20 protein-coding genes and 1 pseudogene are annotated in these 20,481 nt (G+C 66.5%); 6 read left to right on the forward strand and 15 right to left on the reverse strand.

Annotated features, from left to right (window positions below):
* Positions 1-12: 12 nt before the first annotated feature.
* The gene (locus C7416_RS19075) at positions 13-891 is read left to right on the forward strand and encodes an NAD(P)-dependent oxidoreductase (protein ID WP_111520375.1); all 879 of its coding nucleotides are present in this window, start codon (positions 13-15) and stop codon (positions 889-891) included.
* Between the two features lie 71 nt (positions 892-962).
* Here C7416_RS19075 and C7416_RS19080 read toward each other — a convergent pair whose 3' ends face one another.
* The 5 genes from C7416_RS19080 to C7416_RS19100 all read right to left on the reverse strand — a co-directional run bounded on the left by C7416_RS19080 (position 963) and on the right by C7416_RS19100 (position 4,372).
* Positions 963-1,373 (reverse strand): VOC family protein, encoded by a 411-nt coding sequence (locus C7416_RS19080; protein ID WP_111520376.1) that lies wholly within the window; start codon positions 1,371-1,373, stop codon positions 963-965.
* A gap of 51 nt (positions 1,374-1,424) precedes the next feature.
* Positions 1,425-1,865, reverse strand: a complete 441-nt coding sequence (locus tag C7416_RS19085) for a helix-turn-helix transcriptional regulator (protein WP_111520377.1) — start codon at positions 1,863-1,865, stop codon at positions 1,425-1,427.
* Positions 1,866-1,881: 16 nt separating this feature from the next.
* Positions 1,882-2,955, reverse strand: coding sequence for a LacI family DNA-binding transcriptional regulator (locus tag C7416_RS19090; RefSeq protein WP_111520378.1), 1,074 nt, complete (start codon positions 2,953-2,955; stop codon positions 1,882-1,884).
* A gap of 104 nt (positions 2,956-3,059) precedes the next feature.
* Positions 3,060-3,836: an SDR family NAD(P)-dependent oxidoreductase gene (locus C7416_RS19095; protein WP_111520379.1), complete on the reverse strand. Its 777-nt coding sequence runs from the start codon at positions 3,834-3,836 to the stop codon at positions 3,060-3,062.
* A complete protein-coding gene (locus tag C7416_RS19100; protein WP_111520380.1) occupies positions 3,833-4,372 on the reverse strand; it encodes a VOC family protein in 540 nt (179 codons plus the stop codon). Before C7416_RS19100 ends, C7416_RS19095 begins: the two co-directional genes overlap by 4 nt.
* A gap of 195 nt (positions 4,373-4,567) precedes the next feature.
* Between C7416_RS19100 and C7416_RS19105 the strand changes: the two genes are divergently transcribed.
* Both C7416_RS19105 and C7416_RS19110 read left to right on the forward strand, forming a co-directional pair.
* Positions 4,568-5,530, forward strand: a complete 963-nt coding sequence (locus C7416_RS19105) for a Bug family tripartite tricarboxylate transporter substrate binding protein (protein WP_111520381.1) — start codon at positions 4,568-4,570, stop codon at positions 5,528-5,530.
* Between the two features lie 67 nt (positions 5,531-5,597).
* A complete protein-coding gene (locus C7416_RS19110; protein WP_111520382.1) occupies positions 5,598-6,032 on the forward strand; it encodes an ester cyclase in 435 nt (144 codons plus the stop codon).
* 149 nt (positions 6,033-6,181) lie between these two features.
* Here the strand turns inward: C7416_RS19110 and C7416_RS19120 are convergent, their stop codons facing one another.
* Positions 6,182-7,150: a Bug family tripartite tricarboxylate transporter substrate binding protein gene (locus tag C7416_RS19120; RefSeq protein WP_111520383.1), complete on the reverse strand. Its 969-nt coding sequence runs from the start codon at positions 7,148-7,150 to the stop codon at positions 6,182-6,184.
* Between the two features lie 376 nt (positions 7,151-7,526).
* Between C7416_RS19120 and C7416_RS19125 the strand changes: the two genes are divergently transcribed.
* Positions 7,527-8,003, forward strand: a complete 477-nt coding sequence (locus C7416_RS19125; RefSeq protein ID WP_111520384.1) for a hypothetical protein — start codon at positions 7,527-7,529, stop codon at positions 8,001-8,003.
* Between the two features lie 34 nt (positions 8,004-8,037).
* Here C7416_RS19125 and C7416_RS19130 read toward each other — a convergent pair whose 3' ends face one another.
* A complete protein-coding gene (locus C7416_RS19130) occupies positions 8,038-8,691 on the reverse strand; it encodes a YajG family lipoprotein (RefSeq protein WP_111520385.1) in 654 nt (217 codons plus the stop codon).
* An 11-nt stretch (positions 8,692-8,702) separates the two neighbouring features.
* Positions 8,703-9,656, reverse strand: coding sequence for a 5'/3'-nucleotidase SurE (locus C7416_RS19135; RefSeq protein ID WP_111520386.1), 954 nt, complete (start codon positions 9,654-9,656; stop codon positions 8,703-8,705).
* A gap of 467 nt (positions 9,657-10,123) precedes the next feature.
* On the opposite strand from C7416_RS19135, the gene C7416_RS19140 reads away from it, so the two are divergent.
* A complete protein-coding gene (locus C7416_RS19140) occupies positions 10,124-11,260 on the forward strand; it encodes a zinc-binding dehydrogenase (RefSeq protein ID WP_111520387.1) in 1,137 nt (378 codons plus the stop codon).
* 139 nt (positions 11,261-11,399) lie between these two features.
* On the opposite strand, the pseudogene C7416_RS29350 reads toward C7416_RS19140, so the two are convergent.
* The 7 genes and pseudogenes from C7416_RS29350 to C7416_RS19180 form a co-directional block, all read right to left on the reverse strand.
* Positions 11,400-11,514, reverse strand: a pseudogene (locus C7416_RS29350) (DUF302 domain-containing protein); the annotation flags it as partial.
* Between the two features lie 726 nt (positions 11,515-12,240).
* Positions 12,241-13,896, reverse strand: coding sequence for an acyl-CoA synthetase (locus C7416_RS19155; protein ID WP_063239479.1), 1,656 nt, complete (start codon positions 13,894-13,896; stop codon positions 12,241-12,243).
* A gap of 28 nt (positions 13,897-13,924) precedes the next feature.
* On the reverse strand, positions 13,925-15,067 hold the full coding sequence (locus C7416_RS19160) for an acyl-CoA dehydrogenase family protein (protein ID WP_063239480.1): 1,143 nt from the start codon (positions 15,065-15,067) through the stop codon (positions 13,925-13,927).
* Between the two features lie 11 nt (positions 15,068-15,078).
* Entirely contained in the window at positions 15,079-16,209 is a 1,131-nt protein-coding gene (locus tag C7416_RS19165) for an iron-containing alcohol dehydrogenase (RefSeq protein WP_111520389.1), read from the reverse strand.
* Between the two features lie 26 nt (positions 16,210-16,235).
* Entirely contained in the window at positions 16,236-17,804 is a 1,569-nt protein-coding gene (locus C7416_RS19170; RefSeq protein WP_063239482.1) for an acyl CoA:acetate/3-ketoacid CoA transferase, read from the reverse strand.
* 37 nt (positions 17,805-17,841) lie between these two features.
* Positions 17,842-18,282: a MaoC family dehydratase gene (locus C7416_RS19175; protein WP_022538176.1), complete on the reverse strand. Its 441-nt coding sequence runs from the start codon at positions 18,280-18,282 to the stop codon at positions 17,842-17,844.
* Positions 18,283-18,309: 27 nt separating this feature from the next.
* Positions 18,310-19,431, reverse strand: coding sequence for a glycoside hydrolase family 88 protein (locus C7416_RS19180; RefSeq protein ID WP_111520390.1), 1,122 nt, complete (start codon positions 19,429-19,431; stop codon positions 18,310-18,312).
* A gap of 162 nt (positions 19,432-19,593) precedes the next feature.
* Between C7416_RS19180 and C7416_RS19185 the strand changes: the two genes are divergently transcribed.
* Entirely contained in the window at positions 19,594-20,472 is an 879-nt protein-coding gene (locus C7416_RS19185; protein WP_063239484.1) for a LysR family transcriptional regulator, read from the forward strand.
* The last annotated feature ends 9 nt before the right edge of the window (positions 20,473-20,481 follow it).

A 20,481-nucleotide genomic window follows, 5' to 3' on the forward strand; every position in this document is an offset into this window, starting at 1 on the left:
AAGGAGAACACCGTGAAGATCGCATTTCTTGGCCTGGGCACCATGGGCCTGCCAATGGCTGCAAACTTGCTCAAGGCCGGCCATGCAGTGCGCGGCTGGAATCGCTCGCCCGCGCCGGTGGCGAAACTGGCAGCGCTCGGCGCGCAAGGCGCGGCCACGCCCGTCGAGGCGGTCACCGATGCGGACGTGCTGATCTCGATGCTGGCCGACGATGCGGCCACCCGTGCCACGATACTGGACGCAGGGACACTGTCCGCGCTGAAGCGGGGAGCCATCCATGTCAATATGGCCACGATATCGGTGGCCCTGGCAGCCGAACTGGCTGCGTTACACCAGGCGCAAGGCGTGGGCTATGTCGCCGCACCGGTGCTGGGTCGGGTAAACGTTGCTGAAGCGGGCCAGCTCAACATCCTGGCAGCCGGCAATTCCGACGCCATTGCAACCGTGCAGCCGCTGCTGGATGTAATCGGCCAGAAGACCTGGCGCCTGGGCGAACGGCCAGAACAGGCCAATGCCGCCAAGCTTGCCGTGAACTTCATGATCGCCAGCGCCATCGGCACGATGGGCGAAGCGGTGGCACTGGCGCACGGCCATGGGGTGGACAAGGCCGGCTTTCTGGACCTGGTCATGTCTACCGCCTTCGCTGCTCCTGTCTACAAGGGCTATGGGCAGGCCATCGCCGAAGAGCGCTTCGAGCCAGCGGGGTTCAAGCTGGCGCTGGGCCTCAAGGACGTGCGCCTGGCGTTGGAAGCGGCGGAACAGGTCAACGTTCCCCTGCCGCTGGCCAGTACGCTGCGCGATACACATATCGAAAGCCTGGCCCATGGCGAAGGCCAGCTGGACTGGGCGGCACTGTCTCGCACGTCCGCACGCCGTGCCGGGCAGGCCTGAACGCCACCACACAGTGACCGCTTCGCAGAGGCTGGCACGAACCAGGGGCCGGCGCATGGCCGGCGCCTTCCTCATTTGAGTTGCTGGATCCGGATCATGTTGCCGGCCGGATCGCGCACCGCAAAATCGCGCACGCCGTAAGGCTGTTCTGTCGGCTCCTGCACGATCTCGGCGTCGCGGTCCTGCAGGCGCTGGAAAACGGCATCCAGGTCCTTCGCGCCAAGCAGCAGCATGGCGAAGGTACCCTTGGCCATCATCTCGGCGATGGTGCGCTTCTCCTCGTCGGTAACGCCCGGGGTCGCATTTGGCGGGTACAGGACGATGGAGGTGTCGGGCTTGTCCTTCGGCCCGACGGTGATCCAGCGGTGGCTGCCAAAGGCGACATCCTTGCGGATCTCGAAATCCAGGGCGTCCCGGTAGAACGCCAGCGAGACCTCCGGATCGGAATGCGGCAGAAAGGTAGAATGAATGGTGAGGTCCATGATCAGTCTCCGTGAGCGGTGAGGGGGTGAGGGTGATGCATGGACGCCAGTCTAGTCGGACGACGGTTCCGACGCTTCTCGATTCCTGACCGGTCGCGTCACCTGCCTGGCGATGCAGGACGGGATGCCCTCGGCCTCGCGCGCGCAATCGCGCCGGTAAATGCTGGGCGAGACGCCGACCAGTTCGGTGAACCTTGAACTGAAGGACCCCAGGGACGAGCAGCCGACCTCGAAGCAGACCTCGGTGACACTCAGGTCGCCACGCCGCAGCAGCGCCATGGCGCGCTCGATGCGCCGGGTCATCAGGTAGGCGTAGACCGACTCGCCATAGGCCAGCCGGAACTGACGGCTGAGATGACCCGCGGACATATGCACGCCCCGCGCAAGCGCCTCGACGTCCAGCGGCTGGGCGTAGTCGCGGTCAATGCGGTCGCGGACCCGGCGCAGCCGGGCCAGGTCACGCAGGACGGTGTCGGGGGTGGCGGCGGGCATCGGCGTATGGCCCGGCTCAGGCCCCGGCGGCCGGAGGCGGCGCGCAGGATTCGCGCAACACCATCTGCGTGGCCAGCCGCACTTCCTGCCCCGCCGCCGCCTTGGTATCGGCCCCGGCTTCGTGATCGCCAATGGCTCTCAGCAGGATTTCAGCGGCGGCCGTGCCCACCGCCTCGAGGTCCCAGCTGACTGCGGTGATGGCCGGCGAATACAGCTGCGGCAGGTCGCCGTCGCCGACGCAGATCAGGCTGACATCGAGCGGCACGCGATGGCCGCTTTGCCGCGTCGCCTGCAGTACGCCGGACAGTATCCGCGTGCCCAGGCAAATGAATGCCGTCGGCCGGTCTTTTGCCGACAGCAGGGCCAGCGCGTCGCTGAAGGAAAAATCCATGGCCGAGCGGCTGGAGCGCACGAGCGCCTGGTCCACCGCCACGCCGCGCTCCTGCAGCGCCGCGCGATAGCCGTGGATGCGTTCGCGGCCGGGGCGCAACGCGGCATCGGAGGTCATCAGCGCGATGCGCGTGTGGCCCAGGTCGAGCAGGTAGCGGCAGGCTTCGTATGCGCCGCGGAAGTGATCGACGTGGACGCCGGAACCGTGCTCGCCAAAATCGCGGTCCATCGCCACGACGGCAAGATCGCGCGAGACCTGGTCGAGGTACTCGGAGCGCTCGGCTTCGCAGGGGCCCAGAATCAGGCCATCGACGCGACGCCGGCGGAACAGGTCCACCATCAGCTCTTCCTGCGCCTTGCTGTTGTGCGTGTTGCCGACCACCATGGCGTAGCCTTCGCGCTGCAGACGGATTTCGACCGCGGTGATGATGCGGGCGTAGAGCGGATTGGCCAGATCGGAAACGAGCAGCCCGACCACGCCGGACGTACCGGTGCGCAGGCTCTGCGCGATCGGGTCGGGGGCATACGCCAGCGCCTTCGCCGCGCGCTCCACCGCCTGCAGGGCCGCGTCGCTGACGGGGCCACTGCGATTCAGCGCCCGCGATGCCGTCCCCAGCGACACGCCGGCCGCCCGCGCCACGTCTCTAATCGTGACGCGTGCAGGTGAGGCGGGGCTGGTAGTGCGGGTTCGGCTGCTCATCGGTGTTCCTGGCGGACAATAGCGGACGCATGCCAAGGGCGCCGCCGCAGGCGTCCCGGCTTGCGATTATCTCCCAAAAGCCGGGGAGCGCCCCGGCCGTGGCCTCAGTACACGGCGCGCCCGCCGCTGATGTCGAAGACGGCGCCCGTGCTGAAACTGCAGCGCGCGGAACACAGCCACGCCGCCATCTCGGCCACCTCCTCGACGCGCACGAAGCGCTTCATCGGCACGCGTTCGAGCAGGCGCGCCCGCAGTTGCGCGCGCTGGCTCTCGTCATATGCCCCGAAGATGTCGGTATCGGCGGCGCTCGGGGTGATGCAGTTGACCAGAACGCCCGCCTCGGCCAGTTCCTTGCCCAGGCTCTTGGTCATCGATATCAGCGCCGCCTTTGATGCCGCATAGGCGCCCGCGAACGGGTTGCCCTCCTTGCCGGCGATCGATGCCACATTGACCACCCGGCCATATCCCTGCTTCACCATCGCGGGCACTAGTGCCTGCGCACATTGCAAGGCGCCGAAGACGTTCACATCGAACACGCGCTTCCATTCGCCCATCGATGCCTCGGCCGTGGGGCCATGGCGTCCGAGAATGGCGGCATTGTTGACCAACGCCGTGGGCGTTCCCAGCGCTTCCGTGGATTGCGCCAGGGCCCGGACGACCTGCGCGCGCCCGGTAATGTCGACGGCGACATCGAGCACTGTTGCGCCGTGATCCCGCAAGGCCTGCGCGGCCTGTGCAAGCTGCCGGGCATCACGATCCCACAGCGCGATCGAGAAGCCGTCGGCGGCAAGCCGCGCGCCAATGGCGAGGCCGATGCCCCGTGCCGCGCCGGTCACCACCGCGACGCGTCGCGCCGGCTCCTTGCTTTCGATGACCGTCATGGCTGCGCTCCGATCCGGCGGATCGGGTCGGCGCCGTCCCAGTGCCGCGCCGCTGCGGCGATCATCGCGAAATATTCGCCCTTGCCGCCGCTCATCTCCGAGATCTCGACGATGTTGCCCGGCAGATCCGTATGCACATAGTAGGCAAAGCGTCCGCGCATGCCCATGCGCCCGCCGTGCCCTTCCACGTATCCACGCGCCCGCAGCCGCTCGGCGAACACGTCGAAGCGGTCGTCCGTCCAGTAGGCCACGTGCTGCATGCCCTCTCCGGCGTTCTTCAGGGAATCCAGATACAGCGACGGGGCATCGTTGCGTTGCTGGATCAGCTCGATCTGGACGCCGCCCGAATTGGCCAGCGCAATCGAAAGGTCTGGCAGCGCCGAAGCTGCGCCGTAGTAGCGGAACTCCGTGGTGCCGACTGCTTCCTTGTAGAACCACGGCCCTACCCCGAGCACCTCGCTCCAGTGCCGCATGGCCTGTTCGATATCGCGAACGACGTAGCCGACCTGGCAAAGACCACCGAACAGCAGGCTCATCGGATCTTCCCCCGATTTACTGGAAACGTTTCCATATTGATAGTCTAGTCAGGTTGACAGATGGTCGCTGCCTAGCGTTAACCATGATTGCGAGCGCGCTGCACGATTACGAAACTTGGTTGGAAACGTTTCCACATGCAGGAACAAACGAAAGACACCCGCGACCAGAATGGGTGATACCCCTTGGAGACCACCATGAACAAAGTCCTGGCAGGCGCCCTTCTCGCCGTAGCCACCACTGGCGCGCTGGCCGCCGACGAGCCTGGCTATCCGGATCGGCCGGTCCGTATGCTGCTGCCCTTCTCCGCGGGCGGCGGCGGCGACATCCTCGGGCGCCTGCTCGCGGAGCGCTTTGCCGCGCATCTCCGGCAACCTGTGGTCGTGGAAAACAAGCCGGGCGCGGCCGGAACGATCGGGACGCACGCGGTAGCTACTGCGGCGCCTGATGGCTACACGATCATGATCGGCGGCATGTCGACCCACCAGCTTGCACCGGCTACCTACAACAAGCTGCCCTACGACCCGGTACGCGATTTCCAGAGCCTTGGCGCGATCGGCAATTCGTCGATCGTCATGATTGCCGCCAACCAGTACCCCGCCAACAACGTCAGGGACCTGATCGCGCAGTCGCGCAAGGACGCCGCGCCGATCCAGTACGCAAGCTGGGGGGCGGGTTCGACTGGCCACTTCTGCGGCGAGGTGCTGAGCCAGAAAACCGGGATTCCGCTGCAGCATGTGCCATACAAGGGCACTGCGCAGATCGTCACCGACATCATCGGCAACCACATCTCAGTGGGCTTCGTCGACATGGTGACCGCCACGCCTTTCGTGCAGGAGGGCAAGGTCAAGGCGCTCGCCGTCTGCACACGCCGCTCGCCAAGCCTGCCGAATGTCCCTAGCTACCAGGAGCAGGGCGTCGACTTCGACCGCGAACTGACCTGGGTCATGTATGTGCCCGCCAGGACGCCGAAGCCTGTCGTCGACAAGCTCTCCCGAATCCTGGAAACCACGCTCAAGGAACCGGAAGTCGCCAGGAAGCTGCTGTCACTCGGCATCACGGCCAAGTACGTGCCGGGCCCCGAGCAGCAAGCCGCCAACGCCCGCGATATTCCGATGTGGAAGGCTATTGCCGCGCAGGCACGAATCAAGCTGGACTAGCCGCGCCAGCGCGGCGCAGGCCTCGTCATTATTCAAATTCCATCATCTCCGCAGGAGCCCTGTCTTCATGTCCAATGCCCTGAACACTGCACGCATCCAGACCGTACGCGATCACATGGCGCTGGAATGCGTGCATGACTGGGACGCCGTGATCGACACGTTCGCCCATCCCCGCTATGAAATGCACGGCAGCGGTGCCGTGTTCGACGGCGAGACCGCGGTGCGCGGATATTTCGACGCGTCGCGCATCCCCTTCCCCGATCTCAGGAATGAAATCATCGCCATTGCGGCGGCCGACGACACGGTCCTGGTGGAATTCTGGCTCCAGGGCACGCATCTGGGGCCGCTGCAGGCCAACGGCAAGACCTTTGCCCCAACCGGCCGAACCTTCCGTGTGCGCATGGCTGCCACGTTCGAGTTCGCGCCGGGCTCGGACAAGATCATCTGCGAGCGACCGTACTCGGCACCCGACGCCAAGCTGAGGGCACTTGGGCTGCTCTGAGCGCCTTTGGCGGCGAACGCCGGACTGGCAGTGCCAATGACGCCTACCCCTGGCGCAACACCCGGCATTCCGCGCTCAATCTCAACGGCGCGCCGCTCAGCGCCGCCACGGTTTCGAACGAAACGCCTTCCGCCAGGCATGTTCGAGCCTCATTGCTGCGGAATGCCGGTGTCCCTAACCACGCGCGCCCAGCGTTCGCGCTCGCTCTTGATAAAGCTGCCGAAATGCGCCGGCGTATCGCCGCCCGGGATGCCGCCCAGTTCCGCCAGCCTGGACTTGACTTCGGGCTCGTCCAGGATGCCGGCGACGGTTTTCTGCAGCCGGTCGATTACCTCCGGCGGTGTGCCGGCCGGTGCCACCAGGCCGAACCATGCCGTCACCTGGAAGTCTTCGACGCCGGCTTCCTTCATGGTCGGCACCTCGGGCAGTTCGGGCACGCGGCTGGCGCTGGTCACGGCCAGCGCGCGCAGCTTGCCCGAGCGGATATGCGGCAGCGAGCTGGGCAGGTTGTCCACCATCATGGTGACCTGCCCCGCCACCAGGTCGGCCACGGCCGGTGCCGCCCCCTTGTACGGAACATGGATCAGGTCGGTGCCGGTGCGCTTGCGAAACAGCTCGCCGGACAGGTGGACCGACTGGCCAGTGCCCGAAGATGCAAAGGAGTACTTGCCTGGCTGCGCCCTGGCCAGCGCAACCAGTTCGGCGACGGTGCGGGCCGGCACGTTGGCATTGACCACCAGCACATTGGGCACCGACACCACCAGGGTGATCGGCGCAAAGTCCTCGGCGCGGTAAGGCAGTTGCCGGTACAGGCTGTAGTTGATGGCATTGGGCCCGACATTGCCCATCATCAGGGTGTAGCCGTCGGCGGCCGACTGCCTGAGCGCCTGCGCGCCGATGATGCCGCCTCCGCCGGCGCGGTTTTCCACCACCACCGACTGGCCCAGCACCTCGCCCATGCGCTTGCCCACCAGGCGCGAGGCGATATCGGTCGTTCCACCCGCGGCCGCCGGCACGATCAGCCGGATCGGCTTGTCGGGATATGCCGCCAGCGCCGCGCCCGGGGCCGCGGCGGCTACACCAAGCGCCAGCCACAGCCCATTGAAAGCCTGCTTCATCGTCGTCTCCTGTTACGGCCTCGCCATGCTTCTTCGATGTGGTCGTGGCGCGGCGTCGATTGACGATAAATCGCCCGCCAGGGCGACGTGAATTCACGTTTGGAGAAAGAAGGCTTTGGCCCGACGGAAGCCGTGCGCACGGGGTGGGCGCGCTGTTGGCGCACTATCGTGCCTCTCGTGAAAAACCCGGACTGTGTATCGAAGTTTCAGCGCGCCTAGACACCGGCATCCGGCATCAACTCAGCGGTTTCCGAGGCTCGATGGCCGTGCGGCAAGCTCAAGTCGGCGCTCGAAGCAGCCGATATCCGCATGGAGCCGGCAGCTTCCCAGGACGAGTTCCAATCGCCGGCGAACCAGGAGAAGTACCACCGTGACAATGATCGAACCGATCGCAGCCAGGACAGCGGCTGCCGTGTCGATGGATACGCCTGCGGCAGCGCCCGCCTCCACCAGCGCAAGCGCCAGTGACGCGCCGGGGATCCGCACCCGGCCGGCGGCCAGTACCGAGATCCATATCTCGGCCCCCGGCCGGGCGCTGGCTGGCAACCAGGCCGCGTCAGTGCGCGACCACAGCGATGTCGACGACAGCGGCCTGCCCGATCAGGCCAAGGATGCGATCAAGCGACTGCGCGAGCTGCGCGCGCAGCTGGCGCGCAAGCTGCAGGAGCTGGAGGCAGCGAAGAACGCCACCACCGGCACGCCGGACCAGAAGCGCATCCGCATCGCGGTGCTGCAGCAGGAAATCGCCAGCCTGGGCGCCGCCATCACCACCACGACGGCGACGCTGAACCAGGCCATTCGCGAGCTCTCGGCAGAACAGCAGATGCTGGCCGGCAGCCTGGCGATGCGTTAGCACGCCAGGCTGCATCGCCCAGTCGCGGCATCGCTTAGTCGCGATACGCCCACAGGTCCACCACGCGGCCACCGTCGTCCGCGATCAGTCGGAACGAGGCCGGCTGGTAGTCGGTATCGATGGCGAGCACACCGCTGGCGCTGGCGGGCAGCGTGCCGCAGGCCGACGTCGACAGCTTCAGGCCCAGCGTATTGGGCATGGCCTGCGCGGCCAGCGTTCCCGATAGCTGGCACGCCGAAGCGCCGGGTGCGATCTTGCCTTCTGCGGTGACGGTGAAGCTGGCACTGGCGCCGCCAGGCAGCACCGTGGTGTAAGTGCCGGCCACGCTGGCAAGGTCGACGCTCCCGGCGGGCACCGCGGCCTGGCTCAGCAGCTTGACGCTGGCGGACGTGTCCGCTCCCGGCGCGGCGCCCCAGCTGCCGCCCTGGTCGCGGCGGTAGATGGCGGTGGCCTTGTCTTCGGCATCGGCCAGGACCAGGTAGCGGCTGCCGTCCGTGCCGGCGTAGTACTTGCCGACGGTCGGGTTGTCGGCATCGCCCACGCTGACGACGTAGGCACCGGGCTCCAGATCGGTGACCGACAGGGTCGCGGTGGCGGGCGGTGCGCCGTTGTCGGGCGCGTCGTTGCCGCCGCAAGCGGCCAGCCCCAGCACGGCTGCCAGGGGAAACAGGGAAATGAGGCGTTTCATCGGGACCTGCCTCACTGGCCGAACAGTTCACCCAGGCGCAGTCGCAGCCATTGCTGGCCGGCGGGACGCTGGTCGAAGCCGATCTGCATGGCGGTGACGGCGGTCCTGGTCTTGTAGACCACGGACTCGTCCTCCGCCTGCGCGGCGGTCGGCGTGCCGCTGCCGGCGCCGATGCCGAGCCCGTACGGCGCCGTGCCGCTGAATTTCAGCGCATAGGCGTCGAAGGTCCCATGCCGCGAGAACGCAAACGGCGTGGCCGCCGTCGGCGCGTTCGGGAAGTTGACGTTCAGCGCCAGTCCCGCCGGCAGCAGCGGGCCGCCGTTGGCCTTGGCCTGCAGCGTGCCGAGCAGTTTGATGGTCAGCTGCGCCACCACGCCGGACACCGGGCTCGCCAGGCCGGCATTGTCGACCGAGTCCGTGCCCGCGCTCAGCGCGATCGACGGAATGCCGCGCGCCGCGCCGAACTGCGCATTGCTGACGGTGCCCGAGCTGTTGACGATGCGGCCGACGTTCTGGCCTTCGTTGGGACCGGACAGCACCAGGTCCGGGGCCTTGCCCCAGCGTGCCGGCGCCAGCACGTCCAGGCCGTACATGGTCGCCATCACCGGCGTGCCGTGGGCGTAGTGGTAGTCGCCATTGGTGTAGCCCGCCTTGGTGAAGGGGCCGACCGCCGGCTCGCCGGTCCTGGCAGCGCCGTTGTGGCAACCGCCCTCGGCCTCGACCTGGGTCTTGTCGTTGTCCGGCACGATGACCGTGGTGCTGTACATCACGATGCCGGCGCCGCGGCCGCTCTGGCCGGTGCAGGGTACGCTGACGATGACGTTGTGGCCGGCACCCTTGAGCGCGTCGTACAGCGCCTTCAGGTTGCTGGTCAGGCCGTCGTCGTTGGTCAGCAGGATGTTCAGGGCGAAGGCAGGACTCGCCGAGGCGGCCAGCAAGGCCGCGGCGATCAGGCGGGATTTCATGTCTGTGGCAGGTCTGGATGGTTCAGGAATGCGGGCCAAGCGTGCCCGCGCGGCAGGCAAGTTACTGCGGGCAGCCCGGTGAGGCTGGCGGGGCGCACGCGCCGGCAGCGCCGATGTAGGTGGCGCGGGCCGGGCGCAGTGCCCTGGGTCGTCCGTGGTGGACGGACGCTACCTTAACCGTGCTTCATGACAGTTGCGTGAACAACAAAGGCGCTGCGCCGACGTAGTGCAGCCACCGGCCCCGGCCATCAAGGACGCCCCCCGGGCCGTTACTCACCTTGGTGGGAGCGAAGTCGATCCTCTGGCATGGATACGCTGCGATGCATGATGGCCTGTCGACCGACGCATGACCTGAATTTCGGGCCAGTACGGGATTCGCAGGAACTTGCTACATTGCTGACTGCTGGCGAAATCAGTCCAGGCAGCTGCCCCGCTCACCGCAAACCGACAAACCAAGGAGACATCGAATGCGCACCGCACTTCAACTTCGTTCGCAAATCAAGAGCAGCGGTGAACTCGAGCTGTCGCTAGAGAGCATCGACACGCCGCGGCCTGGTCAGGATGAAGTGCTCATCCGCATTGAAGCCTCTCCTCTCAACCCGTCCGATCTCGGCCTGCTGTTCGGTGCGGCCGACATGAGCACGGCCAAGGCCAGCGGCACGGCCGAGCGCCCCATCGTCACCGCGCGCGTTCCCGAAGGCGCGATGCGCAGCATGGCGGGCCGCTTGGATGTGTCCATGCCGGTTGGCAATGAGGGCGCGGGCGTGGTCGTCGATGCAGGCTCGTCCCCTGCGGCGCAAGCCTTGATGGGAAAGACCGTCGCTGCCATCGGCGGCGCGATGTACTCGCAGTACCGCTGCATCTCCGCGGACCAGTGCCTGGCCTTGCCCGAAGGCGCCACGCCTGCTGACGGCGCGTCGTCATTCGTCAACCCGCTCACCGCACTCTGCATGGTCGAGACCATGCGGCTCGAAGGACATAGCGCCCTGGTGCACACCGCCGCGGCCTCCAACCTGGGCCAGATGCTCAATCAGATCTGTCTCAAGGATGGCATCAAGCTGGTGAACATCGTGCGCAAGCAGGAGCAGGCGGACCTGCTCAAGGCACAAGGTGCGGTCCACGTCTGCAACTCCGCGTCGCCCACGTTCATGCAGGAGCTCACCGAGGCACTCGCCGCCACTGGCGCAACGATCGCGTTCGACGCCACGGGCGGCGGCAAGCTCGCCGGCCAGATCCTCACCTGCATGGAAGCGGCCTTGAACAAGACGGCCCGCGAGTACAGCCGCTATGGCTCGACCACCCACAAGCAGGTCTACCTCTACGGCGGCCTGGACACAAGCCCGACCGAGTTCAACCGCAACTTCGGCATGGCGTGGGGCATGGGCGGCTGGCTGCTGTTCCCGTTCCTGCAGAAGATCGGGCGCGAGCGGGCCAACGCGCTGAAGCAACGCGTGGTTTCGGAGCTGAAGACCACCTTTGCCAGCCACTACTCGAAAGAGATCTCGCTGGCCGAGGTGCTCGACCTGGAGGTGATCGCCGTCTACAACAAGCGCGCGACGGGGGAGAAGTACCTGATCAACCCGAACAAGGGCCTGGCCGGATAAATCACCGGGGGCGCCTTGCGCGCCCACCGTGTCAAGAACCAGCCGCTGCGCTACAGCCAGCGGCGCGTAGCGGCCGGCAATGAGTGAGCGCTTTCCAGTTCCGCGGCGGTGTGGAAGCTCGCCCGGGTGCTGCCCTGGCAGTCGTAGCGCACCAGCACGCGCAGGGGCAAGTCCAGCGCAACGCTGGGTGCCGCGAGCATCAACGGCGTTCCCCGCTTGGCGTTGCCATGGATCAGGACCTGCGTCGGCGGCATCTGGCTCCTGCCAGTGATGCCGCGGCCGTCTCTGATCGACCCATCTGCGCCGTTCGAGTCTTCCTCAACACGATGACGGCTATCCTTGTCCAACGGTCATCCGCCTGCTGCTGCTTCGGCAGATGGTCGCCATTTCAGTCATTCGGCAATCAGCGCGCCAACGGCAGAAAAAGGATCGTGGCAGCTGTTACAGGTTGCCATGCCTACGGCCGCTTACCACCGCGGACTCAGCCGACCACCATCCGAAATTACCCTGTACTCATGCTTGTCCGGCGCCATCACCCGGCCACTGGCTCCATTTCCGCCCCGCGCCCCTCCGTAAGGTCGCCCAATACATGACCCGAAGTTCCGAAGACAACTCTGCCTCTTCGATTCCGCATCCAGGTGGGAAGCCGCTCAAGTCAATGCCAAGTTCCACCGCCGCAGCTAGACAGATCACCATGCGCCTCGGGCACGCTGAATGCATCTCCGCGCGATAGAGGAGGAGCAGCGCGGCCTGGTATCCGATACCGTGGCGCCTGGACAGATGCCGTGCCTGCCGTGCGGTAGCACCGCGCCAGTCACGCATCTCGCGCAAGATGTCGCCAAGGCGGTCGATCAACCGGTCTTCGCTGCCGATGCGATGCCGGACACGAGTCTTCTGCTCCGCCACGACCGGGCGCTCACGGATATCCCGAATGTGGAGAGCAGGCCCGGCGGGCCACCGAAAAACATTCACGAGGGAACTCACGCCGGTTCGTGGCCGGGCCGGTGAGCGCCGGAGCTTGCTCGTTGCCTGAGGAGGAACTTCTGGATCTTGCCGGTCGACGTCCTGGGAAGGTGGCCGATGACCACCTTCTTCGGCGCCTTGAAGTGCGCCAAGTGGGCGCGGCAATGTTCGATCAGTTCGCGCTCGCCGACCCTGGCGCCATCGACGACTTCGACAAAGGCGCATGGCGTCTCCCCCCAACGCTCGTCCGGCTGGGCGACGACGGCTGCCACGCGCACCGCGGGGTGCCGGTAGAGCACCTCCTCCACCTCCAGCGAGTTGATATTCTCTCCGCCGGAAATGATGACGTCCTTGGAACGGTCCCGGATCTGTACATAGCCATCCGGGCAGACGACTGCGAGGTCACCCGAGTGGAACCAGCCGCCGGCAAAAGCTTCCGCCGTGGCCTCGGGGTTCTTCAGGTAGCCCTTCATCGTCATGTTGCCGCGGAACATGACTTCGCCGATAGTCTTCCCGTCCCGCGGCACCGGCACAAGGGTTTCGGGATGCAGCACGGCCATGCCTTCCTGTGCGGTGTAGCGGACGCCTTGCCGTCCTTTTCGTTCCGCCAGCGCACCGATGCCGAGGTCCTTCCATTCGGGCTGCTCCACGCAAACCGCCGCGGGGCCGTAGACCTCGGTGAGTCCGTAGATCTGGGTGATCCTGATCCCCATGCGCATCAGGCCTTCGATCACCGGGATCGGCGGGGGGGCGCCGCCGATGAGGCCGTGGACCGGATGGCCGATGCCCGCCTTCCACGCTTCGGGTGCGTGGGCAAGCATCGCATGCACGATCGGCGCCCCGCAGTAGTGAGTGACCTGGTGCTCGCGAATCGCATCGAGCACGGCGGCGGCCTCCACCCGCCGCAGGCAGACGCTGGTACCGGCGTTGGCCGCCAGCGTCCAGGCGAAGCACCAGCCATTGCAGTGGAACAGCGGCAGCGTCCACAGGAAGACGGCGTGCCGGGGCATGTCCCAGTCGAGCATGTTCGACAGCGCAGCCAGATAGGCGCCGCGATGATGGTAGACCACGCCCTTCGGGTTGCCTGTGGTGCCGGAGGTATAGTTGAGGGCGATGGCCTGCCATTCGTCGGCGGGCTCGCCGCCCTCCCAGTGCGGATCGCCCCCGGCCAGGAAGCCCTCGTATTCGATATCCGCCAGCCGGCGGCCCCCTTCGACGGCGGGATCGATGATGTCGATCACCAGCGGCTTGTCGTCGAGCAGCGTCAGTGCGGCTTCGACTACGTCAGCGTACTCCGTGTCGGTGACCAGCACCTTTGCCTCCGCGTGCCTGAGCATGAAGGCGATGGCGGCCGCGTCCAGGCGCACGTTCAACGTGTTCAGCATGGCGCCACTCATGGGCACGCCGAAATGCATCTCCAGCATCTCCGGCGTGTTGGCGGCCATCACGGCCACCGTATCGCCAGGCCTGACGCCGGCGGCCACCAGCGCCGACGCGAGGCGGCGGCTGCGGTCCAGCATTGCCCGCCAGCTCGTGCGGCGCTCGCCGTAGACGATGGCTGTACGCTCAGGGTAGACCTCGGCCGTCCTGCGCAGGAAGGAGATCGGCGTCAGGGGCACGAAGTTGACCGGGCTGCGCTCCAGCCCATCCGCGCTGTGTTCGACGTGTTCCATGGATTGCCTCACTGGCTGCAGCCGTGCGTCAGCGCGTTACGTCGCGGGAGATGATCATCCGCTGGATCTCGGAGGTTCCCTCAACGATCTCGAGCACCTTGGCATCCCCGAACGCGCGGGATACCGCGTACTCCGTCATGATCCCGTTGCCGCCGTGGATCTGCACGGCCTGGTGGGCCGCCTCCATGGCCTTTTCGGTTGCGAAGAGCTTTGCCATCGAGGCCTGCCGATCATAGGGCCGGCCCTCGTCCTTGGCCACCGCAGCGTCGTAGAGCATCAGGCGGGCAGCGTGCGCGTGGGTCGCCATGTCGGCCAGCTTGAACTGCAGCGACTGGAACTGGTCGAGCGTCTTGCCGAACGCTGTGCGCTCGCTCATGTAGCGGGCAGAGCGTTCCAGCGAGCCCTGCAGGATGCCCAGGCCCAGCGTTCCGATCAGGATGCGGCCGGTGCTCACCTGTGACAAGGTCTGCCTGAGGCCGGCCCCGACCTCGCCGAGCAGGTGGTTGGCAGGAATGGCGCAGTCCTCGAAGAACAGCTCGAATGTGGTCGATCCGCGCCAGCCGATCTTGTGCAGCTTCTTGCCATGACTGAAGCCGGGCGTACCGTTCGGCACGATGAAGTTCGATATCTCCTTGCGCCCGTCGGGCCGGATTCCCGTCACCGCCGCGATGACGATCGGGCCGGTGATCTCGGAACCCGAGTTGCTGATGAAGGTCTTGGCGCCATTGATAACCCAGCAGCCATCCTTCAGCACTGCGCGGGTCTGGATATTGGCGGCATCGGAGCCGGCGTTCGGCTCTGTCAGGCCGATGCAGCCGACCTGCGTGCCCGCCAGGATCGGCCGCAGGAAGCGCGCCTTCTGGTCATCGGTGCCGTAGTTGTTGAGCAGACTGGCCGCCGTCGAATTGGCCATGATGGCTACCGCCACGGCGCAATCGACGCGGGCGATCTCTTCCAGCGCAATGGCAAAGCCAAGCCAGTCGCCGCCGCTGCCTCCCCAGGCTTCAGGGTACGGCAGCCCGATATACCCCAGTTCGCCGGCCCGGCGCCAGACCTCGTAGGGAAAACTCTCCTCTTCCCACAACCGGTGGGCGACCGGTGCGATCTCTTCCTCGGCGAAACGGCGCACCGCCTCGCGGATCATCTCGTGGTGTTCTGCGATGTATGACATCGTCTTTCTCCTCAATACGATTCGTGCAGCATCGCCAGGTAGTCGTCGACCGTGGCAGTGCGGGGATTGGTGGCGTGGCAGTGGTCCTTCGTGGCGGCGACCGCGATGTCCTCCAACACGTCACGCGGCACGCCCATGGCGCCGAGACGAGCCGGCAAGCCGAGACCGGCGTTGAGTTCGCTGATGGCCTGAGCCGGGTCCCCGCCGGCGGGCAGGCCCATGGCCTGTGCCAGTGCGGCCTGCTTGGCTTGGGTCGCCGGCTTGTTGAAGCGCAGCACGGCCGGCAGCAGCACGGCGTTCAGCGTGCCGTGGTGCAACGAGACGCCGGGCACCGCGCCCAGCGGGTGCGACAGGGCATGCACCGCGCCCAGCCCCTTCTGGAAGGCCAGCGCGCCTTCCATGGCGGCCATCATCATGTTCCAGCGCGCGTCGCGGTCGCAGCCGTCGGCGGTGGCCTTGCCGATATTGGCCATGCCGCGGCGCAGGCCGTCCAGGGCGATCGCTTCGGCGGGCGGGTTGATGGCCGGCGCCAGGAAGGTCTCGATGCAGTGGGCGATGGCGTCCATGCCGGTTGCGGCGGTCAGGGCCGGCGGCAGGCCCAGCGTCAGTTCGGGGTCGCAGATGGCGAGCTTCGGCAGCAGGAACGGACTAAGCAGGCCGAGCTTGCGGCCGGACTCCATGACGATGACCGCGCCCCGGCCCACTTCGCTGCCGGTACCCGCGGTTGTCGGGATGGCCACCAGCGGGGCGACCCGGCTGGTGATCCGGCTCGCGCCGCCTTCCACCGCCGCGTAGGTCTGCAGCGGTGCCGGGTGGGTCGCCAGCAGCGCAGTGGCCTTGCCCAGGTCGATGGGCGACCCGCCGCCCACGGCCGCGATGCCGTCGCAGCCATTGCCCAGGTAAAGGCCGGTCGCGGCGGACACGGCGGCTTCCGTCGGGTTGGGTGGGGTGTCCTCGAAGACGGTGGGGGTGCAATCCGGGCCCAGGGCGTCGAGCACCTTGCCGGCGATACCGGCGGCGCGGATGCCGCGGTCGGTGACGATCAGCGGTCGCTGGATGCCCAGGCGCTGCAGCTCGGCCCCCAGCATCCGGATGGCGCCGAAGTCGATGTGAACGGTGGTCAGGTAGTTGATGACAGCCATGTTTTCCTCGTAGATATGTCGATGCGTCAGGCGCGGAATAGCGTCGGGTCCATGCGCGGAAGCGGCTCCGCCACGCGCACCGGAGGGAAGGCCATCAGGTCCAGTACCTGGGACCTGACGTCGATGCCGGGCGCAACCTCCTCCAGCACCAGTCCGTCTGGCGCCACCGAGAAGACTGCGCGCTCGGTGATGACCTTGGCCTCCTGGCCACGCTCGGCCACGTTGCGCCCCAGTGGATAGGTGATTTCGTCCACGCGCTCGACGAACTTGCGCACGCTCCCCTCACGCCCGACCGACAGGAAGCCGTCGGTGGTGTCGGCGACGAGGCCGCCGGTGGTGAAGGTGCCGGTGAACAGCAGCTTGCGCGCGTTGTAGGCGATGTCGATGAAGCCGCCCGGCCCTGGATTGGCCGCGCCGAAGCGGCTGACGTTGATGTTTCCGCCCCGGTCGAACTGGGCAAAGGCCAGCGCCGCCATCGGGCAGTTGCCGCCGTCGATGAAGTCGAACTGCGACGGGCCATCGATCAAGGCCTCCGGATACTTGTTGGCGGAGAATTGCCAGCCGCTCATCACGACGCCGCCGAAGGGGCCGTGCTCGGTGGTAAAGCTGTAGCGACGCAGGCCTCCGTCGGCGAACAGTCCGTCTTCCATCATCACCGTGGGCACGTCGGAAGAAGCACCGAAGCCGAAGATGCTGACCTCGCCGGGTCTGATTTCGCGGGCCGCCCGCCGGGCGATCACCTTGTCGGCGCCGGGCGGCAGGCGGTCCGAGGCGCGGCCGTCGAAAAGCTGGCCGCCGAGGTAGGCATCGTCGTACCGGATGTCGGTGGTCATCATGGCGTCGGGTTCCACCACGACGCGATCCACCAGCACGCCGGGAATCCGCACCGCGTGCGCCGGCCTGGCGTGGCGCGGCACCAGCTTGCGCACCTGTGCGATCACGGTGCCGCCTGACGCCTTCACCGCCAGCGCCATGGCCAGCGCGCACGACGTGATCGGCTCGTCCTCGAAGCTCAGGTTGCCGTCCTCGTCGGCACTGGTGGCACGCAGGAACCCCACGTCGAGCGGCCAGCTCGGATAGAACAGGTATTCCTTGCCGTCCAGCTCCTGCACCCGCACCAGGTCGTCGGTGGCGCGCGCCGTGTACTTGCCGCCCTGCTGGCGCGGGTCGATGTAGGAGCCGAGGCCGATGCGGGTCAGGTAGCCTGGGCTGCGCCGGGCGACTTCGCGCAGCCAGTGCATGGTGGCGCCGATCGGCCAGCAGTAGGCTTCCACCCGGTTCTCGCGGATCAGACGCATGAACTCGGGGCGCTTGCCGGTGGCCGGATTCACCGCATTGGTAAAGTTGCCCGACACGATCCGCTTCATCAGCCCTTCGACTGCCACGTGATCCATGCCGCGGATGCCCATGCCGTCGCCGACACTGACCGGGAAGAAGAAGGTCAGGTCACGAGGCGACCCGGTCTCGTGGAAGCGTTGCGCCAGCGCCTGGAACAACGCGTCCGGCGTCAGCCAGCCGATCACGCCCACGCTACCCACGCTCTGGCCGGGCCGGATATCCGAAACGGCCTGCGCCGCAGTACAGATCTTGCTCATGCGATCTCTCACCTTTCTCGCCGCTCGCAGCCCGGGCTCAGGCCTGGAAATGGATGATGTGGGTACCGACGCAGACCGTCTCGCCCCGCTGGTTGAGCAGCGTCGCCTCGGCCCACAGGCGCTTCTTCTCGTCGTCGGCGCGGGCAATGCGGTAGTTCACGGTGAGGGTGTCGCCGATGCGAACGGGCTTGGTGAAGCGCACGTTGTCGTAGCCGTAGGAGACCGCCGGGCGCTGGATCATGTCGAGATACTTGGTCACGGCGCCGGCGATGAAACCGACCATCATGGCGCCCTGCGCGATGCGGCCGCCGAAGCCCATGCGCTTGCAGTATTCGTCGTCCATGTGGTTGGGGTGGTTGTCACCGCTGATGCCGGCGAAGGCATAGATGTCGTACTCGCCGAGGGTGCGGGTGTAGCTGGTGTGCGTGCCAATAAGGGTGGATACGTTGCCTTCGTGCGGGATCTTGATGTCGGACATGTGGGTTCTCCGGAAGTGGGTTGGGGTTCAGACCTGGGTGGCGTCGATCCTGCCCGCGAGAATGAGCAGGGATTCGAGGAGAAAGTAGTCGCCCCAAACCAGTTCGTTATCCATGGCGACGCCATTGCGCTTGTTGAAGCAGCCGCCGGTGAGGATGCCAGGCTGCCGTTCATCGTCTGGACCGATTGGGGTCAGGTAGCGGGTCACGAGTTGCTCGATGCTGTCGACGGCAGCCTGGCGGTAGACCGCCGCGCGCTCCGGGACAAGCGCGGCCAGTTTGAGCAGGCTGGCGGCGGCGATGGCGGTGGCCGAGGTGTCGCGGTTAGTGTGCGGGATGGCGGGATCGTCGAAATCCCAGAAGGCCACGCGGTCGGCGGGCAGGTGCGCGACCCACCAATCGGCCACGCGGATCGCGTCGGATTTGAACGCCTGCTCGCCGCACGACAGCGCCTGTGCGAGGCCGAGCATGCCCCACGCCTGGGCGCGGGCCCACGTGCTGCTGTCATGGATGCCCTTGTGCGTGTAGCGCTTCACGAGCGAGCCATCGGCGGCGTTGAATGTGGCGGACTGGCAAACCGAGCCATCCTCCCGCACGCACAGGGCAATGTGCTGGCGCAGGTGCTGGCGGCCGATCTCTCCCGTGCCGAGCGCGGCGTCATGCCGCAGCAGCAGCGCCACGGTGCCCGGAATTGCATCGATGTTGGCCTCGCTCGTCCCCACGCTGGAGGCCTCCTCGGCCTCAGTGCCGAGCGGGATCAGGCGGGCCGCTTCGCTGTACATCTCCGCCAGGCCCCGCGTGCCGTCGAGGGCGAGTTCCGCAGCCTGCGGATCGGCCAGCAGCGAGCCGCCGAGTTGCGCGCCGTACCAGAAGAGGAATCCTTTGAACACCGACTTCGACGTAACCCGCGGTGCCAGCCGCGCGGACCACATGCGGGCGCTGTCGCGGTACTTCTGCTCGCCGGTGCGCAAGGCAGCCAGCCACAGCATCCCGACCCAGAAGCCCCCGGTCCAGTCGCCGGTCGGGGAGCGTGTCCAGGTGCCGTCGGCCGGATTGCCATAATGCGGAAAGCCCGCCTCGTCCTGCGCGATCGTTGCATCGATGCGTTGCAGGATGCGATCTAGCGCATCATCGGTCAGTCTGGAATCCATATCTTTGTCTCCATGGGTACATTGGCTTGTCCGGCCTCCGGTGCCAGCCTTGCGGACCGGCAGGGGTGGAGCGCGGAGCGGGTATGCATGGAATCGTAGGGATTGCACAAACTAGTGTCCAATATATAATTGATCGCTCTTTTATACTCGCAGGATATAGCGATGGACCTTCGCCACCTCCGCTACTTCATCGCCGTCGCCGAGGAACTCAACTTCACGCGGGCGGCCGAGCGCCTGCACATCGCCCAGCCGCCGCTGAGCCTGCAGATCCGCCAACTCGAGGAGGAGATGGATGTGACACTGCTGAACCGCTCGCGTCGGCACGTGGAGCTGACCGAGGCGGGTCGCATTTTCCTGGAGCAGGCGCGGCAGATCCTGCGCGCTACCGAGAGTGCGGTCGTCCAGACGCAGCGCGCGCATCGCGGTGAGACTGGCCGGCTGACGATCGGCTTCTTCGAGCACACGTCCTATACGCTGCTGCCGCCCATCCTGCGCGCCTACCGAAAGCGTTTTCCCTCCGTGGAGATCCTGCTGCGCTGGTTTCCGGTCGTCGAACAGGCAGAAGCGCTGCGGCGGGGTGACGCGGATATCTCCTTCATGCGGCCCGTGCCCGACCTCGAGGACGTGACGTGGGAAACCATCCTCGAAGAGCCATTCGTGCTGGCCGTGCCGGCAAGGCACCCATTCGCGAACGCGGAGTCAATCTCGCTGAAGGATTGCGCGCAGGAGCCCTTCATCATGTACATGCCCGAGGCGGCGCCGGACTTTCACGCCATGAACATGCGCATGTGCGCGTCGGCGGGTTTCGTGCCGAAGGTCGTGTCTGAAGTGGGGCAGGTCTACACGCTGGTCGGGTTGGTCAGCTCCGGTGCGGGCATCGGCTTCGTGCCGGCATCGGTCCGGCAGATGAAGTTCGACCACGTCGTCTACAAGCCGATCAAAGGCCGGCAACCAACCGTCGAGATCATGCTCGGCTATAGCCAGCGCACCCCAACGCCGCTGATGACGGCTTTCATCGAGACGGCGAAAAGCATGCTGTGAAGGTTCCCC

It is taken from the genome of Cupriavidus phytorum, assembly GCF_003254285.1.
Lineage (GTDB): Bacteria > Pseudomonadota > Gammaproteobacteria > Burkholderiales > Burkholderiaceae > Cupriavidus > Cupriavidus phytorum.